This window comes from Clostridium sp. (genome assembly GCF_047718555.1).
In the GTDB taxonomy this organism is placed as follows: Bacteria; Bacillota; Clostridia; order Clostridiales; family Clostridiaceae; genus Clostridium_I.
In genome coordinates, this window is sequence record NZ_JBDNRK010000074.1 from 1 (window position 1) to 18,092 (window position 18,092).

Sequence of the window (18,092 nt, forward strand, 5' to 3'; positions counted from 1 at the left end):
AAATTCAGATGGGGTAAAAGAATCCCCACCTGAATTAAGAACTTGCTTCAATTTTTGTAGTGATTATATTATAATGTATTTGTAATATATAATTAGGAAGGGATTGTTGTAAATGAAATTTAAATTTGATCACTACAATTTTAATGTTTTGGATTTAGAAAGAAGTCTTTCATTTTATAAAGAAGCTCTTGGCTTTGAAGAGGTAAGAAGACATAATGCAGAGGATGGAAGCTTTATTTTAGTTTATCTTGGAGATAAAGAAACAGGCTTTACTTTAGAACTTACGTGGCTTAAAGATAGAAAAGAAGCTTATAATCTTGGAGAAAGTGAATTTCATTTAGCTGTAAAAACAGATAACTTTGAAGAAGCTCATGAGCATCATAAAAAAATGGGATGCATATGTTATGAAAATCAAGCTATGGGAATATACTTTATAATGGATCCGGATGGATACTGGGTAGAAATAGTGCCTAATAAAAAGTAAAGATTTAAATATAGTATTTATTACATTGAAATATTATAAAGTCAATAGTATAGATGAGAATAAATATACTATTGACTAACATAATTAATATGTAAATTTATAATAAACATTTCTAAGATTCAGTTACATTTAAATTCTTTTGAATCTTAAAAATATTTATTATCTTTGAAAAATTTAAAGTGGCTTTTTATTATTTTTTTTAAGCCATAAGTTAAAGCTTATTGAGAAAATTTTACTGTAAATAGGATATAGAATAGGAATTATTCTGTTAATAATACTGGCAATAAGGAATAGAATTGAAGGATATATGTTTCTTAAATTGAACTTAATACCTAATATTATACTGGCAGCAACTATTTCAGGAGATTGAACTGGCCATGGTACAGGAGCTATATTTCCACCAGCTCTTTTAAAAAAGTTTGTTTTTGTAGCAATTGGATAGACTAGACCTAATTTCCCTTTGTTTTTCATTTCATATCTGTAGGTTTTTGCAAACATATTTATAGAAGCTTTTGTGGCACAATAAAGTGTGTATCCAGGAAGTGCCACTGTACTTACTGCAGAGCAGGTTATAATCATGTAATAGGCTCTGTCCTTATTAATATTTTTCATTTTTTCAGCAACATATATAGGTGAAAAAACATTAGTGCTATATATTTTTTCTATATGTTCCCAGTTTGCCTCTTCAATTTCTTCACAATAGGCAAAGCCAGCATTGGCTATAAATATGTCTATACTTTTAAGTACACTTAGAGCATACTCAAAAAGCCTGTCAACTTCTTCTTTCCTTGATAAATCACAGGAAAAAGATATAATATTTTCACCATAATTTGGTATTTTATCAATGTTTCTTGCTACAGCAATTATTTTTACATCATAATTTTTCAGTTTTTTCAATAATTCTTTGCCAATTCCAGAAGAAGCTCCAGTTAAAATAATATTTTTGCCATTTATATCCATAGATAAGTTCCTTCTTTCATGATTTAGTTTTCATCAAAATTAAGTTCCTTTAAAATGTATCTTAAGGTATGGTAAATAGATATCCTATATTCACTTGTATTTATTTTCAAATGCCTAAGTTTTTTAATTAAGTATTTCATATCCTTTATATTAAGATTATATACCCAAAATGGTATAATTTATAATGAAAGCTTAAATTTTCACTTTAGTATAATTAATGTAATACCCTGTAGAACTAAAAAATTCAATAAATTTAGAATAAATTATATTCTTTATGATTTTATTAAGAAGAATATAATAGTCATATATACATAGATATAAATAATTCATATAAATTGTGTGAAAACAAATTTGTATTAGCTAATATTAATTGATGGTAAAAGTTTGGGAGGAGATAGTGTGAATTATGAAATATATGATAGTAAGATTAAACTTATAAAGGCCGATATAACTACTTTAAAAGTGGATGCTATTGTAAATGCTGCTAATAGTGGACTTTTAGGTGGAGGGGGTGTGGATGGAGCTATTCACAAAGCAGGCGGCATTAAAATCCATGAAGAGTGTATGAAAATCAGAAATAAAAAGGGCAGATGTCATACTGGAGAAGCTGTAATTACTACAGGTGGAAAGCTGAAAGCCAAATATGTTATTCACACAGTAGGTCCAATATGGAGCGGCGGATATAACAAGGAAGCGGAATTGTTAGGTAAATGCTATGAAAACAGTATTAATTTAGCTGTTGAAAACGGAGTTGGCATCATTGCATTTCCAAATATAAGTACAGGAGTATATGGATTTCCTAAAAAGTTGGCAGCTGAAATTGCACTTAAAAAGGTTTTAGAGATTATAAAAAGTAACAAAGATGTTGAGCAAATTATATTTGTATGCTTTGATGATGAAAATTATAATATATATTATGAAATGATGAGGGGAATACAATGAGTGAATTGAAAATTAAAAATGTACAGAAAATAATAATTAGAAAAGCTACAAAGGAGGATACAGCGGAGATAGTGGAATATATGCTGGCAATTGGTGGTGAATCTGATAATTTAACCTTCGGAGAAGGAGAACTTAAGATGACACTGGAAGCTGAAGAAAATTTTATAAAAGACATTAACAGTAAGGATAATGCAATAATGATTGTAGCTATAATAGATAATAAAATAATTGGATCAGCTGCACTGAGGGCAGGTGATAAGAATAGGATAAGACATGTAGGCGAGTTTGGAATAACTGTGAGAAAAGCTTATTGGGGACAGGGAGTAGGAAGTGCCCTTTTGAATTATTTAATAGAATGGGCAAAAGATACAGGTATAATAAGAAAAATTAATTTAAGAGTTAGAGATGATAATAAAAATGCCATAAAATTATATGAGAAATATGAATTTCAACAGGAAGGAGTTATTACCAGAGAGTTCTATATAAAGGATAGATTTTATGATGCTATTTTTATGGGGCTTAAAATTGATTGAGTTTAACATCTATGTAATTCCATAGAACATCGTAAAAAAATAGGATTGAAGATTGAGTATATTTTACCAATTGAAATTAGAAATAAAGTACCTATAAAGTTTTGGAATATAAGGCTTATAGGTATTTTTTTATTATTTTACTTGTATAACAAAAATGGTTGGTAAAATTTTTAGAAAGTCATTCATTTCTAATGCATAAGCGGGTATAATAAAAATAAAGAATGGCTATTTTATAGTGGCTGAACCTTAACATAGGATGTATTTAAATAATATTGAGGTACACGAAGGAGCCACAAAACCGCCTCTTGAACCTTAACATAGGCCTATAATAGTGATAATATTTTCACAGAAAAATAAAAGGCACACTTATTTAATAAATACTCTCTTTATTCTAGGTATAAAAATTTGCTTTACTAAAATAAATATTAATAATATGAAGGCTATAAATTGTATAGTTTCATGGCCTAAAGGCTCTACGTGGGATAAGAAGGCTATAGTATCAAAAATAAAGTGAGCAAATATTAAAATATAGAGATTTCTGTATTTTAATAAATAAATGAAGCAGGGGATTGTATTAAACATTATAGGTATTATGGCTGTTATCTTGTAGTTTATTCCATGCATAGCTCCAAACACTAGAGATGTGAGTGCAATAGATATAAATACATTGAATTTCCTTTTTCTATGAATCAAAGATAGAATTCCTATAAAAACGGTAAATTTAAAAAACTCTTCACTAAAGGCTACAATTATTGTTTGTATAACATGATTGAACAGATAATAATTAAAGGAATAAGACATGTTTTTTATACCTTGAGGGTCAGGATTTCTCATTAAAAAAATAACCAATGATGATACAATTATTTGAAAACAATACAATTGTAATCCTAAAAATAATATTTGCCTTAACGATTTACCATGTCCATCTAGATATAGGGATGAATCTGACCAGCCAAGGACCAAGGCAAATACAATAAATATTGAGTAAAAGATAGCCTCAAAAAGTACAGGATTTTTTATTGGAGGATATACTAGAAGAAAATACATAATAGGAATTTGAAGTAGATAAATAATAGCTTTATATTTTTTAGTAAATTTAATATTATAAAAGTGATACATAATTACCCCTTAGTTCTAATTGATATTTAAATTATATTAATAGCAGTTAAGAAGTATAACCTGAAATATTTCATATTAAAATAGGAAAATATATTGACAATCATATTAAACAATAATATACTTAGAATCAGATTTAATAAATAATACAATTAAAACTAAGATGGAGAAAAAAATATTCGATTTGTTAATTAAAGAGAGTTAGCGTTTGGTGGAAGCTAATATTAGCATGGATATAAAATGATCACTCCGGAGTTTCCGAGTTGAAAGAGTTTTATCAAGTAAACAAGGACGTTTACCAGCGATATATGGTTAAGATTAATTATGAGTTTTTGTAATGATCTGAGTTGAGGGGCAGTTATTGTGTTAGCTGCAAAAAAAGGTGGTACCGCGGAAGTTTAATCTTTCGTCCTTATGAGCATATGATTTTGTTGTATGTGCTTATAAGGACGGAAGATTTTTTATTTTTAAATAAGGCATATTCAAATAAATAAATAGTCAGTATGCCTAATATATAAATTTAGGAAGGGGTTTTGAACTGTGGAACAAAATTCAGTAGTAGAAACAGAAAATGAAACAAATTACATTACTTTAGATGATGTATTAGAGGCAAGAAAGAGAATAGAAGGCATATGCATAAAGACAAAGTTAATATATAGTTCGGAATTTAGCAAAGAAAGTGGTAATGAAGTTTATATAAAACCTGAAAATCTTCAGATTACTGGTGCGTTTAAGCTAAGAGGAGCACTAAATAAAATAAGTAAGCTCAGTGAAGAACAGAAAAAAAGAGGTTTGATAGCATCTTCAGCAGGTAATCATGCCCAAGGAGTTGCTTATTCTGCGAGTAAACTTGGAATCAAAGCAACTATTGTCATGCCAGAAACTACACCTTTAATAAAAGTACAAGCAACTAGAAGCTATGGGGCAAATGTAGTGCTTAAGGGACAGATATATGATGAAGCTTATGAAGAGGCTAAAAGATTAGAAAGAGAGAATGGATATACTTTTATACATCCTTTTGATGATGAGGATGTTATGGCTGGGCAGGGAACCATAGCTCTTGAAATAATAGATGAATTAAAAGATGTAGATGCCATTTTGGTACCAATAGGCGGCGGCGGTTTAATAAGTGGTATAGCGGTAGCAGCAAAGTCTATTAATCCAGATATAAAAGTTATAGGAGTTCAGTCAGATGGAGCAAGTGCTATGAAGGTATCATTTGATACCGGAATATTAACTGCTTCAGATAAAGTTGATACTATTGCAGATGGAGCAGCTGTAAAGCAACCTGGAGATAAAACTTTTGAGGTTGTTAAACAATATGTAGATGAAATTGTTACTGTAAGTGATTGTGAACTCATTGAAGCTGCATTTATACTTTTGGAAAAACATAAACTTGTAGCAGAAGCCACAGGAGTGATGTCTTTAGCGGCTTTAAAGAGGTTGGATTTTAAAGGGAAAAAGGTAGTTTCATTAATAAGTGGAGGTAATATTGATGTAGTAACTATAGCATCAATGTTAAATAATGGACTATTGTCTAGAGGTAGAATATTCTGTTTCTCAGTTAAATTACAAGATTCCCCAGGACAATTATTAAAGATATCGGAAATACTAGCTGATCAAAAAGCTAATGTAATAAAATTAGACCATAACCAATTCAAAGCTATTGATAGGCTAAAGGATGTTATGCTTGAAGTAACTGTAGAAACCAATGGGCATGAACATATAAAAGAAATAGTAAAAGCATTAAATGAAGCAGGATATGATGTTTATAAAGTTTATTAATAGAGTATATATAATATAGATATATTTATATGAAAATAAAAAAGTAATGTGAGATACTAAGCTAAATGCTTTATAAAGTTTATAGATTTAGTTAAGTATTACATTACTTTTCCTTCTAAAGGTGTTGGAGAATAGTCATTAGCATTATTTTTGGAAGAAATACTATAGGGAATAATTTTAACATTGTTAATATTTTTTATTAAAAATCATTGACATCTATAATAAAAATAGTTATGATATAAACTAAAGAAAATTTAATAATTTAAATTCTTGGTCTTATCAAGAGAGGTGGAGGGACTGGCCCAGTGAAACCCGACAACCGGCATTTGATTTTTAAATGTGACGGTGTTAATTCCAGCAGAAGTTTTCTGAAAGATAAGAGAAGAGGTGAATATGTATTATTTGCTGCTTTCTCTTATGGAAAGCAGTTTTTATTTTTTAGAATTTGTTTAATCATCATAAAAAACTAATTGCTAAAGTATTTTAGTACACTTTAAGTAATTTTTAACTTGTCAAATAATTCATTGATAATATTTGATTTTCTATTAAAAAAATTCCACAAGTAATCCCAGTGATGTCGATGTATGAATTACTTGTGGAATATAGGATAACATAAATTAAACAAATTGAAGTATATATTTAAAAATTAAATAAACTCTTATCAAGAGAGGTGGAGGGATAGGCCCAATGAAACCCAGCAACAGTCAGCAATAGCTGAAAATGTGCTAATTCCTACAGTATTTTCTGAGAGATAAGAGGCAAACTGTTATAAGCCTCTTATTTTTTAAGGGGTTTTTTCAATTTAATAATGAATCTTACTCAGTGGAAGTTTGTATTCCCGCTGAGTTTAGATGAATTATCTAGTAATACATAATTTTTTAGGGGGAGATTTTATGGGAGATCATTGTAGACGCTTAGAAACAATTATGGTACAGGGATGTAGAGAAAGAGAGGATACAACTGGGGCCATAAGTATGCCTATATATCAAAGTGCAACCTTTAGACATAGGGGATTAAATAAAAGTACAGGATATGATTATTCAAGATCAGAGAATCCAACAAGAGAGGAACTTGAAAAAACAATTGCAAAGCTTGAAGGAGGTAAAGCGGGTTTTGCTTTTTCTACAGGAATGGCGGCCATAGATGCAGTAGCAAGACTCTTTTCACCTAAAGATCACATAATTGTATCGGAAGATTTATATGGAGGTACCTATAGATTATTTGAACAGGTATATAAAAAATATGGTGTTGAAACTACTTATATAGACACAACAAATATAGAAAAAGTTGAAGCTGTTTTGAGAAAAAATACTAGAGCAATTTTTATAGAAACCCCTTCAAATCCTATGATGAGAATAACAGACATAGAGAAAATAACAGCTATAGCAAGACCGTTAGAAATATTAACTATAGTAGATAATACTTTTCTCAGTCCGTACTTTCAAAGACCATTGCTTTTAGGGGCTGATATAGTAATTCATAGTGGAACAAAGTTTTTGGGAGGACATAATGATACTCTTTCAGGAATTATAGTTGCAAATAAATTTATTGAAGAATTAAGATTCACTCAAGTATCTACAGGTGGAGTACTTTCTCCATTTGATAGCTGGCTTATATTAAGAGGAATAAAAACCCTATCCATAAGAGTTGAAAAGCAGCAGGAAAATGCAATTAAAATATCTAACTGGCTTAATGAGTGTAAAGCTGTTAAAGATGTCTTCTATCCTGGACTTAAAAATCATAAAGGATATGACATATCAATTAAGCAGGCTACAGGTTTCGGATCAATGATTTCCTTTAATGTGAATGAAAAAGAAAGTATTGAAAGAGTGCTTGAAAAACTTGAAGTCATATATTTTGCAGAAAGTTTAGGCGGAGTTGAGAGTCTTATAACTTATCCGTATACACAGACTCATGCAGCTATACCGGAAGATATAAGAAATAGAATAGGTATTAAAGATACACTTTTAAGACTTTCAGTAGGAATTGAAAATGTGGAGGATCTAATAGAGGATCTTGATAGAGCTTTAAATTATTAAGTTACTTAAATAAAAAAATTCAAAATTAATAAGATTGTAAGGGAGATAGAAATATGGATTTTGGAACAAAGCTTATTCATAATGGAAACGAAATAGATAAAAATACGGGAGCATTAAGTTTACCTATATATCATGCATCTACTTTTCATCAGTTTGATATAGATAATTTTAGTAAATATGATTATTCAAGGTCTGGTAATCCTACTAGAGAAGCACTTGAAAACACTATAGCTGCTTTAGAAGAAGGAGATAGTGGGTTTGCATTTTCCTCAGGTATGGCTGCTATATCCTCAGTATTATCTATTTTCTCTTCAGGAGATCACATTTTAGTCTGTAAAGATGTTTATGGAGGTACTTATAGAGTAACTTCCTCATTTTTTACAAAATTTAATGTGGAAACTACCTTCGTGGATGCTTCTAATATCGGAGAGATTAAGGAGAGAATAAAGAGTAATACTAAAGCAATATTTCTTGAAACGCCTTCTAATCCTCTTTTAAAGATAACTGATTTAAGAGCAGTTATAAAAGTAGCTAAGGAACATAACATTGTAGTTATTGTGGATAATACTTTTATGTCTCCCTATCTGCAAAATCCTATTAAATTAGGAGCAGATATTGTAGTACACAGTGCTACAAAATTTATTGGAGGACACAGCGATGTTATAAGTGGTCTTGTGGCAGTTAAGGGAAAAGAACTTTCAGACAAGGTGAAATTTGTACAGAATTCCTTTGGTGCTGTTTTAGGACCTCAGGATTGTTGGCTGCTGCTAAGGGGAATTAAAACCCTTAAGGTAAGGCTCGATTATCAGCAAAAAAGTGCACTGAAATTGGCAAAATGGCTTAAAGAGCAGCCGGAAGTGGTGAAGGTTTACTATCCTGGACTTCCTGAGCATCATGATAGTGATATACATCTTTCACAGACCAAAGGCGGAGGTGCAGTGCTTTCCTTTGAAACTAAGGATGACGATATTGCCAGAAATTTTATGAGAAAGGTTAAACTTGCAGCAGTAGCTGTTAGTCTTGGTGGAGTGGAGACTATAGTTTCTTATCCTGCTAAAATGTCTCATGCGGCCATACCTAAGGAAGAAAGGGAAGCTTTAGGAATTAAGGATAGTCTTATAAGAGTTTCTTTAGGTCTTGAAGATACTGATGATTTAATAGATGATTTTAAGAGGGCGCTTTCAATATAATAGCAAAGTGGTATAATTAATTTAAATTGATTATACCACGTTTTATTTTGTTGAAAATTTACAATAAGAGGAGGCGAATCCACAAGTAGACTTGATAAAATTTTCAATACTATAAAACTTTATACAAGGAGGATATAATGAGCAAGTTACAAGAAATATTAGACTATAATCGAGCTTTTGTAGAAAATAAGGAATATGTTAAGTATAGGACATCAAAAGAACCAAATAAGAAGTTAGTAATTTTGTCATGCATGGATACTAGATTAACAGAACTTCTTCCAAAGGCACTAAACATTAAAAATGGTGATGCTAAGATTATTAAGAATGCTGGTGCTTCTATAATGCATCCATTTGGCAGCATAATAAGAAGTATTGTGGTTGCTGTTTATGAATTCAAAGCGGATGAAGTATTTGTAATTGGACATTATGGTTGCGGTATGAGTAACTTAAATGGAGATGAAGTTTTAGAAAAAGCAATAGAAAGAGGCATCTCCGAAGAGGTTATAACAACTTTATGTAATGCAGGAATTGATATAAAAAAATGGCTGCATGGTTTTGATTCTGTAGAGGAGTCTATTAAAGAGAGCGTGGAATTGATAAAAAATCATCCTCTAATTCCAAAGGATATAAAAATACATGGTCTAATAATAGATCCAGAAACAGGAAAATTAGAAGTTATTGTTAATGGATATGAATAGCTATATGAAAATATTCAATCAACTCATCAAACTGGATTACGCCTATTAAAAAGTTCATTAGAAATTAAATGATGATAAAAATATAATTTTTTGTATATATTGTACGGTTTATTATATTTAGCACCACATCAATATTGGATGAGACGCACTATTCTTAATTATAAAAAAGAGTATTCATGCTTTACATGAATACTCTTTTTTATATAATTAAAAATTGAACTCATTAATCAAAGTATATATAAAATATCAATTATATCATAAGATATTAGTCTGTTTGTCGTAAAGGGGTTTTGTAAAAAAACTTATGATGGTAAAATTATTGAAACAAAAGAACTGCTGAAAAATTCATTTTTAAATAATAAGATCAATATGCCCATGATTAAAAGGCTAAAGAAAATTATTATATATAGCTTGTACAAGATCACTTCATAAGCTGATTATATATTCTACCGGAGAAAATAGTATGTTTCTGTGAAGTTTTTATTTCAATCATAATACAGACAAATATTAACTATACTATTATTATAATACAATCTCTGGAGGTATAATGATTTATGGTTAATATATTCAAAGTTAATGATAAGAGTGAGATACTTAAAGCTTTCTTGAGTATTATTATTGTAGAAGCAGTAGGAGTATTGAGTGCTTTTTTGGGAAATGCAAATTCCAGTAGTTATGAGGCTTTAAAAAAGCCTGTAATTGCACCGCCAGCCTATGTGTTCCCAATAGTATGGCCCATTTTATATTTATTAATTGGACTGGCTGCTTATAGGATATGGGAAACAGGTAAGCAGGGTAAGAATATAAGAAAAGCTTTATTATTGTATGTCTTTTTGCTTTTCTTCAATTTTTTATGGGCAATTTTATTTTTTAGATTGAGATTATATGGACTTGCTTTTGTAGAATTGTTAATTCTATTCATATTTACAATGTCAACTACCTTTGAATTCTTTAAATATGATAGATTGTCAGGACTTCTTATGATACCTTACATAGCAGGAGTTTCCTTTGCAGCAGCTTTAAATTTTGCTATATGGTTTTTAAATTGTTAGATTAAAAGAATTTTATGTAGAAATATGGAATAATAAAATCTATAATAAATATTAGTAGGTACTGGCATATAGTCAGATAAATTCAGATCATAGTTACTGAATGTTGTATAAATCAATATATTGTCAATAATTAAAACATAGGTAAGCTAAAGAAAACAGGAGGATAAAGCTTTGAAAGATGAAATACTAAGGCTTTTAAAAGAAAATACTGAAGATTTTATATCAGGACAGGAAATTAGTGAAAAATTTGGGGTTAGTCGTACTGCTATATGGAAATGCATAAATCAGTTGAAAATAGAAGGTTACGAAATTGAATCTGTATCTAAAAAAGGCTATAGATTATTAGACTCCCCGGATATATTAACTTATGAGGAAATATATGAGGGCTTAAATACTAAATTTATAGGTAGAAGAATTATTCATTTCGATAGTATTGATTCTACAAATTCTAAAGCTAAAGAATTAGCTTCCTTATTAGATGAAGATGGCACCGTTGTAATAGCTGAGGAGCAGACCATGGGCAAGGGGAGACTTGGAAGAAACTTTATATCCCCAAATAGAAAGGGAATATGGATGTCTATTATTTTAAAGCCAGATATTAATCCCTTAAATGTATCTATGGTGACACAGATAGGTGCGGCAGCTATAAATAAAGCTTTTAGAGAAATGAAAATAGAAACATTAATAAAATGGCCCAATGATATACTTTTGAATAAAAAAAAGCTTTGTGGAATACTTACTGAAATGAGCGCAGAATTAACTAAGGTAAATTTTATAGTAATGGGTATAGGAATAAATGTAAATTTGGATGAAGATGATTTTACAGAGGAAGTAAAAGAAACAGCTACTTCTTTAAAAATAGAGATGGGTAAAAAAATAAGTAGGAAAAAAATTGTAACAAGAATATTAAATAATTTTGAACCATTATACAGGGCCTTTGTGGAAAAAGAAGATATAGAAGAAGCCATAGCTATTTGCAGGGAAAGTTCAATTTTAATTGATAGAGAAATTAAAGTTATTAAGAAGGAAAATTCTATAAGGGCAAAGGTAATTGATATAAATGATAAAGGTGAACTTATTGTTAAATATGAAGATGGCAGTGTGGAGAATTTAATATCTGGAGAAATATCCATAAGGGGATTAGAAAGTTATATATAAAACTATATGCAAGTGGCTGTCTCACAATGTATATGTACATTGTGAGACAGCTTTTCTACTATAAATAATTAGTAAAATCTGATTTTTAAGGAGCTCTTCTCAAATTTTAATGAACATTTATCTTTTCCTAACTGAAAGGTTCAGACCTCCACCTCTAAGCGAAGCGAAGGTGGGATTTTCCAATCAGGTGGGGTAGACTCCCCACCTGATTTACCGATGTTTCAGCTTGCTGAAACGAGTTCACTTCTTTTGAGGAAGGCCATTATCCTTTATATATTCTGAAAGTCTATTTTCCCAATTGGGAAGTTCTATATCAAAACAGTTTTTTATGAGAGATATATTTAAAGAAGAGTTCTTCGGTCGTATTGCAGTATTTCGTAAAAAGTTTTCGGGCATTTCAAGTATACGTCTTTCTATGCCGGAATAATTAAAAATCTTTTTTACCCAAGCAGATTTAGTTGTGCTTGAGGGGTTTCCACAATTGTATATTCCATATAAATCAGAGTGAAACATCTTTTCAATTACCCTGCATAAATCCTCTACGTATGTAGGATTACCAGTTTCAGTACTGCATACAAACATGGATACATTGCTGTTATTAAGTACCTTATTTACAAAACAATTCTCTTCACCAAATAGCCAGCCAGTTCTTACAATAAAATATTTTTTGCACAGCGTTCTAATTAGTTTTTCTCCAGCAAGTTTTGTCTTACCATATATATTTACTGGAGAACATTTATCAGTTTCAAAATAAGGAGAATTTTTATTGCCATCGTACACGTAGGAAGTGGACAGATAAATTATTGGTATATTTAATATGCTGCAAGGATAAGCCGCATTTAGAGTGCCTATAGTATTTATAGTGTAGGCAAGAGATTCGTCATGCTCACAAATGTCAATATTACTCATGGAATCAAGATGAATTAAGATATCCGGTTTATTATCCGTTATAATTTCATAGGTTAAATTTTTATCTGAAATGTCTAGTTCCTTTCGTGTAAAGCTATATATTTCATTTGTGTCTTTAAATCTATTTTCAATATATTTAGATAAGGGATTTTCAGCTCCTGTAATTAGGATTTTCATAGTAAAACTACCTCCTCGTAATAATGTAGTCACAATAAAATTATATGCAGTAAAAACTTAAAATAGTGCTATTGATTAAATTAACTAGTAGCGATATAATTTTATTCTGTATATAATTCATTGATATTCATTTCATATGCCTAAACTTTTAAGTGAGGTGTTAATTTTGGCAATAGACAAAGTGGAATTTAAATTTGAAGAAGATAAACTTTATAATACTAAACATTGGATTGATGATGAGATAAATATAATAAATAAAAATGATTTAGATCTTCAGAGTAAAATTACTGAGCTGAGAAAAGAAGCCAAGGGTAGATATAATGAAGAACTTGAGACAGCTCAAAAATTATATAATATAACTCATAAAAATTTACAAAAATATATAGAGGCGAAGGATCAGCCTTATTTCGCACGAATAGACTTTAGAGAAAAGTACAGAGATAATGAAAGTTATTATATAGGCAAATTTGGTCTTGGGGATAGCAAAACTGGAGATGAAATTGTAATTGATTGGAGAGCACCTATAGCTGATTTATATTACAGTGGTACTCAGGGAGAGACTTCCTATGAAATACCAGATGGATTTGTAGATGGAAGTTTAAATTTAAAACGGAAATTCCTAATTAGAGATTCAAAGCTTAAGGATGCCTTTGATGAGGGAATAAATGAGATAATATTAAAATCAAGCGGCGAAGATAATTCTCTGGTAGATGAATTTTTAAAAATAAATCTTGAAGAAAGTGTAAGCAGTAAGTTGAAAGATGTAGTAGCCACAATACAAAAAGAGCAGAATGATATTATAAGAGCAAGTAAAAATATACCACTTATAGTTCAGGGATCTGCTGGTTCAGGAAAGACTACTATTGCACTGCATAGATTGGCATATCTTTTATACAAATATAATAAAACCTTAAGTGGTGATGATATTCTGGTTATTGCACCAAATAAATTATTTTTAGATTATATTTCCATGGTTCTGCCAAGTCTTGGTATTAATAAGGTTAAGCAGAAGACCTTTGAAGAGCTGGCAATGGAAATTCTTCAATTAAAAGGGAAAGTGTTTACAAAGGATAAGAAGCTGGCTGTGGTTTTAGAAGAAAAAAATGAAAATAATAATCTTATAACACAAAGCAGCAGTCTTAAAGGATCCATGTTGTATAAATCTATCATTGATGATTATGTAGCTTATATAGAAGCAAAAGATGCGGAAATTGAAGATATAAAAGTTGATAAATATATTTTGTTTAGTGCCCAGGATATTAAAAGGCTTTTTATAGAGGATATGAAACATCTACCTATAGACAGACGAAAAGATGAGATAAAAAGATACTTTACTATTAAATTTAATGATAGAATTGGAGAAATAATAGTAAAGGCAGCTTTTAATTATGAATATAATATAGCCAGAATAAAAAGAGTTATGGAAGATGGACCTGAAAGAAGAAAAAAAATAATACAACTTTATGATGAGAGAGATGAAAGTAAGAAACGTATTTTAAAATCGGCTAAAAACAACATAGAAGAATATTTTGAAAAGTGGAAACATAGGGACACCAAGGAGCTTCTTCATAAGTTTTTTAATAACGAAGCTATGTTTAATGAAATTGTAGAAGGTAGAATACCAAAAAAGCTATATGATTACATGAAAAGTGAATTGGAAGATAATGAAGAAAAAGGAATTGTAGACAGTGATGATTTAGCTGCTATGATTTATTTGAAATTCAAAATTGAGGGCGTTGAAGAAAAATTCAGATTTAAACATATAGTTATGGATGAGGCTCAGGATTATAGTTTTTTTCAATACTGCGTAATTAAAGATATGGCAAAAAATAATTCTTACACTGTAGTGGGAGATGTAGGTCAGGGAATTTATTATTATAAAGGTATAGATAATTGGGAAAAACTTATTAAGGATGTATTCTCTGGAGAAGGTAATTATGTACAATTAACTCAAAGTTATCGTTCTACAGTAGAGATTATAGATTTCGCCAACAAAATATTAGTGAAGCAGGAAAATAGCCTGAAGCCAGCAAAGCCAGTTTTAAGACATGGGGATGCGCCTAGACTTAAAGAGTTTGAAAATAATAAGGATTTTGCTCATGAACTTGATGAAATAGTAAGTTATTGTGATAAAGCTGGAAAAGGCAATATAGCTGTTATTGGCAGAACTTATGAAGAATGTAAAAAAATAAAGGGAGCTCTAAAGAAATACAGCAGTTATAACTGGGATATAGTAAGGGATACAGATAAAAATGTAAATTTAGAAAAAATAATTATTCCATCCTATATGACTAAAGGACTGGAATTTGACTGCAGTGTTATATACAATTGTAATGAAGAAAATTACGAAAATAATGAGCTTGATAAAAAAATATTATATGTAGTACTTACAAGAGCATTGCACTTGGAATATATTTTTTACAATAAGAAGCCATCACCGCTTTTGGATTGTTGATAAAATTTTATACATGGTATAGAAATGTTAAATTAGGTATATCAGTGTTTAGAGAAAGCGGTGCTAACTCTAAGCTAAGTCTGTGGAAAGTTAAAAAATTAACATATGAGTTTGAAATATTACGTAGGTGTGGTAAAATTAACACAAAGAAAGATAGTCTAATAAAATCTATTTAATATTTATGCAAAGTAAGAATTCACAGGAGGTATAGAATGAGTGCAATAAAATTAAAAGACAATATCCATTGGGTTGGAGTAAAAGATGAAAAATTGAGAGTATTTGATATTATAATGAATACTAAAAAAGGAAGTACTTATAATTCTTATTTAATTGACGATGAAAAAGTAGCCGTAATTGATACTGTGAAAAATGGCTTCTATGATGAATTTTTAGCTAATATAAAAGAAGTTATAGGTGAAAGAAAAGTTGATTACATAATCGTTCAGCATACAGAACTTGATCATAGTGGTTCACTTTTTAGACTTGTAGAAGAATATCCAGATGCAACAGTAGTAGCTACAAAAGCTGCTATAAACTATGCAAAAGAAATCATAAATAAAGATTTTAAAAACGAAGATGCATTAGCACTTGGAAATCTTAATCTTGGAAAAACTGATTTGAAATTTATATCTGCACCAAATTTACATTGGCCAGATACAATGTTTACCTATGCTGAAGCAGCTTCTACATTGTTTACCTGTGATGTAATGGGTTGTCACTATTGCCCTACTTGCGATGTAACTGATGATACCTGTGATGAAGAGTATTTTGAGGAAATGAAGTATTATTTTGATGTAATTATGTCACCATTTAAGAGATTTGTTAACGCAGGTCTGGATAAAATAAAGGATTTAGAAGTAGATATAGTTGCACCAAGTCATGGCCCTGTTCATATCAAAGATGTAGATAAATATATAAATCTTTACAGAGAATGGGCAAAAATAGAACCAATTAATGAGAAAAATGTACAAGTGCTTTACATAACTGCTTATGGAAATACAGGACGTATGGCAAATTACTTAGCTGAGGCTATAAGTAATAAAGGAATAAAGGCAGAAGTGCATGAAATTACAACTACAGATCCTGGTAAAATAAATGAGCTTATTGAAAAAGCAAGTGGTATTTTAGTTGGTTCTCCTACAATCAATCAAGACGCTGTAAAACCATCTTGGGATGTACTATCACATGTTTCAGCTATAACTAATAGAGGTAAGGCAGCAGGCGCTTTTGGATCCTTCGGTTGGAGCGGAGAAGGTGTTCCAATGCTTACTGAAAGATTAAAAACTCTTAAGTTTAAAACTGTAGAGGGTGGATTAAGATTTAAATTTGTTCCAGATGAAAAAGAATTTAAAGAAGCAGATGAATTTGTAGAGAAATTTGTAGCTTTACTATAATATTTAATTAAACAGGTAGTTCGTTAAATTAACCATAAACTACACAGCACATATTAAATAAGGCTAGGCTTACGCTAATACAAGGTGTTTGCCTTAGCCCTATTTAAGATTAGTCATACCTAGGTTAAATTTATTACTATTAATTCAAATTTTTGAAAGTCCAATCAACCAAATCTAGAACCAGCTTTGTAGTGGAATCATTTTTATCCAGTAAAGTATTTAGTTCGACTAAATCCATGGATTTTATAAGTTTTGTATTCATAAGATATTTTAATAAAAATTTTGCATCATCTATGGACATACCATTCATAACAGGTGTACCAGTTCCTGGTACCATTGATGGATCAAGGCAATCTATATCAAAGCTTAAATGAACTGCATCTACGTTACGGCCTATGAGCTTATGATGAATTTCCTTAAGAATTGATTCTATGCCTTTATTTTTTATATCATCACTTGAATATACGTTAAGTCCTCTTTCTTCAATTAAACTACATTCACCTTTATCAATAGATCTGGCTCCTATGATAAATACATTTTCAGGAGTTACTTTTATACCTTTGAAATATAAGTCTGTTAAAGATGCTGGGCCTATTCCCATTGCTGCAGCTAGGGGCATGCCATGTACATTACCAGATTCAGAAGTTTGATCAGTATTTATATCAGTATGTGCATCCACCCATATAACTGCAAGATTTTTATAATATTTACTTGCGCCTGATATGCTCCCAAGACCTAAGGAGTGATCACCTCCAACTACAAAGGGAAAACTACCGGCAGTAAAGGAACTATATACTTCCTGAGCTAAATTGGTATTGACATCTATAATTGGTTTTAAATACTTTAATTTGGAATTAGAAGAATATTTGTTGTCTTCATTAATCTGAGGAACAAAAATGTTTCCGCAGTCATATATTTCATGATGATCATTGTGAATTACATCTACTATTTTATTTTCTCTTAATTTATCTGGAGCAAAATCTACACCTTTCCTATCTGAACCATAAAATAAGGGTACTCCAATCATGTTTATAATCATATACTATACCTCCTAATGAAGCTATTATTAACTTAACAAATTGATTATATGTTAAGTTATAAAAATAAAAATTGCTTAGGCTTAGTTAAATAAAACCCAGAAAGTTTAAAATAGCTTAATAATACATATTAATGCATAAAAATTTATATATACAATAATAA

15 protein-coding genes, 2 riboswitches and 1 other annotated feature are annotated in these 18,092 nt (G+C 30.1%); of the genes, 11 read left to right on the forward strand and 4 right to left on the reverse strand.

Going from position 1 to position 18,092, the window contains the following annotated elements; all coding sequences use genetic code 11:
- The first annotated feature begins 112 nt into the window (after positions 1–112).
- On the forward strand, positions 113–484 hold the full coding sequence (locus tag ABF633_RS18875; protein ID WP_415525935.1) for a VOC family protein: 372 nt from the start codon (positions 113–115) through the stop codon (positions 482–484).
- A gap of 174 nt (positions 485–658) precedes the next feature.
- Here the strand turns inward: ABF633_RS18875 and ABF633_RS18880 are convergent, their stop codons facing one another.
- Positions 659–1,444, reverse strand: coding sequence for an SDR family NAD(P)-dependent oxidoreductase (locus ABF633_RS18880; protein WP_415525937.1), 786 nt, complete (start codon positions 1,442–1,444; stop codon positions 659–661).
- A gap of 399 nt (positions 1,445–1,843) precedes the next feature.
- On the opposite strand from ABF633_RS18880, the gene ABF633_RS18885 reads away from it, so the two are divergent.
- Together ABF633_RS18885 and ABF633_RS18890 are read left to right on the forward strand one after the other, a co-directional pair.
- On the forward strand, positions 1,844–2,386 hold the full coding sequence (locus tag ABF633_RS18885; RefSeq protein WP_415525939.1) for an O-acetyl-ADP-ribose deacetylase: 543 nt from the start codon (positions 1,844–1,846) through the stop codon (positions 2,384–2,386).
- A complete protein-coding gene (locus tag ABF633_RS18890; RefSeq protein ID WP_415525941.1) occupies positions 2,383–2,919 on the forward strand; it encodes a GNAT family N-acetyltransferase in 537 nt (178 codons plus the stop codon). The genes ABF633_RS18885 and ABF633_RS18890 overlap by 4 nt, the downstream gene beginning before the upstream one ends.
- A 366-nt stretch (positions 2,920–3,285) precedes the next feature.
- Here the strand turns inward: ABF633_RS18890 and ABF633_RS18895 are convergent, their stop codons facing one another.
- Positions 3,286–4,038: a type II CAAX prenyl endopeptidase Rce1 family protein gene (locus ABF633_RS18895; RefSeq protein WP_415525943.1), complete on the reverse strand. Its 753-nt coding sequence runs from the start codon at positions 4,036–4,038 to the stop codon at positions 3,286–3,288.
- A gap of 148 nt (positions 4,039–4,186) precedes the next feature.
- Positions 4,187–4,452, forward strand: a binding site (T-box leader).
- Positions 4,453–4,575: 123 nt separating this feature from the next.
- Between ABF633_RS18895 and ilvA the strand changes: the two genes are divergently transcribed.
- The 6 genes from ilvA to ABF633_RS18925 all read left to right on the forward strand — a co-directional run bounded on the left by ilvA (position 4,576) and on the right by ABF633_RS18925 (position 11,957).
- The gene (gene ilvA / locus ABF633_RS18900) at positions 4,576–5,820 is read left to right on the forward strand and encodes a threonine ammonia-lyase (protein ID WP_415525945.1); all 1,245 of its coding nucleotides are present in this window, start codon (positions 4,576–4,578) and stop codon (positions 5,818–5,820) included.
- Positions 5,821–6,093: 273 nt separating this feature from the next.
- Positions 6,094–6,202, forward strand: a riboswitch (SAM riboswitch).
- Positions 6,203–6,475: 273 nt separating this feature from the next.
- Positions 6,476–6,578: riboswitch (SAM riboswitch) on the forward strand.
- 135 nt (positions 6,579–6,713) lie between these two features.
- Positions 6,714–7,859 carry a trans-sulfuration enzyme family protein gene (locus tag ABF633_RS18905; RefSeq protein WP_415525947.1) on the forward strand — a complete coding sequence of 382 codons (1,146 nt, stop codon included), beginning with the start codon at positions 6,714–6,716 and terminating at the stop codon, positions 7,857–7,859.
- A gap of 53 nt (positions 7,860–7,912) precedes the next feature.
- Positions 7,913–9,049, forward strand: coding sequence for a trans-sulfuration enzyme family protein (locus tag ABF633_RS18910; RefSeq protein WP_415525949.1), 1,137 nt, complete (start codon positions 7,913–7,915; stop codon positions 9,047–9,049).
- A gap of 137 nt (positions 9,050–9,186) precedes the next feature.
- On the forward strand, positions 9,187–9,747 hold the full coding sequence (locus ABF633_RS18915; protein ID WP_415525951.1) for a beta-class carbonic anhydrase: 561 nt from the start codon (positions 9,187–9,189) through the stop codon (positions 9,745–9,747).
- 554 nt (positions 9,748–10,301) lie between these two features.
- Positions 10,302–10,799, forward strand: a complete 498-nt coding sequence (locus ABF633_RS18920) for a TspO/MBR family protein (RefSeq protein ID WP_415525953.1) — start codon at positions 10,302–10,304, stop codon at positions 10,797–10,799.
- A 171-nt stretch (positions 10,800–10,970) separates the two neighbouring features.
- Positions 10,971–11,957 (forward strand): biotin--[acetyl-CoA-carboxylase] ligase, encoded by a 987-nt coding sequence (locus tag ABF633_RS18925; RefSeq protein WP_415525955.1) that lies wholly within the window; start codon positions 10,971–10,973, stop codon positions 11,955–11,957.
- A gap of 240 nt (positions 11,958–12,197) precedes the next feature.
- Here ABF633_RS18925 and ABF633_RS18930 read toward each other — a convergent pair whose 3' ends face one another.
- Positions 12,198–13,043 (reverse strand): SDR family oxidoreductase, encoded by an 846-nt coding sequence (locus ABF633_RS18930; protein WP_415525957.1) that lies wholly within the window; start codon positions 13,041–13,043, stop codon positions 12,198–12,200.
- A 166-nt stretch (positions 13,044–13,209) separates the two neighbouring features.
- Between ABF633_RS18930 and helD the strand changes: the two genes are divergently transcribed.
- A complete protein-coding gene (gene helD, locus ABF633_RS18935) occupies positions 13,210–15,498 on the forward strand; it encodes an RNA polymerase recycling motor HelD (protein ID WP_415525959.1) in 2,289 nt (762 codons plus the stop codon).
- Positions 15,499–15,710: 212 nt separating this feature from the next.
- A complete protein-coding gene (locus ABF633_RS18940; protein ID WP_415525961.1) occupies positions 15,711–16,892 on the forward strand; it encodes an FprA family A-type flavoprotein in 1,182 nt (393 codons plus the stop codon).
- Between the two features lie 139 nt (positions 16,893–17,031).
- On the opposite strand, the gene rocF is transcribed toward ABF633_RS18940, so the two are convergent.
- Positions 17,032–17,931, reverse strand: coding sequence for an arginase (gene rocF, locus ABF633_RS18945; RefSeq protein ID WP_415525963.1), 900 nt, complete (start codon positions 17,929–17,931; stop codon positions 17,032–17,034).
- Positions 17,932–18,092: the final 161 nt, after the last annotated feature.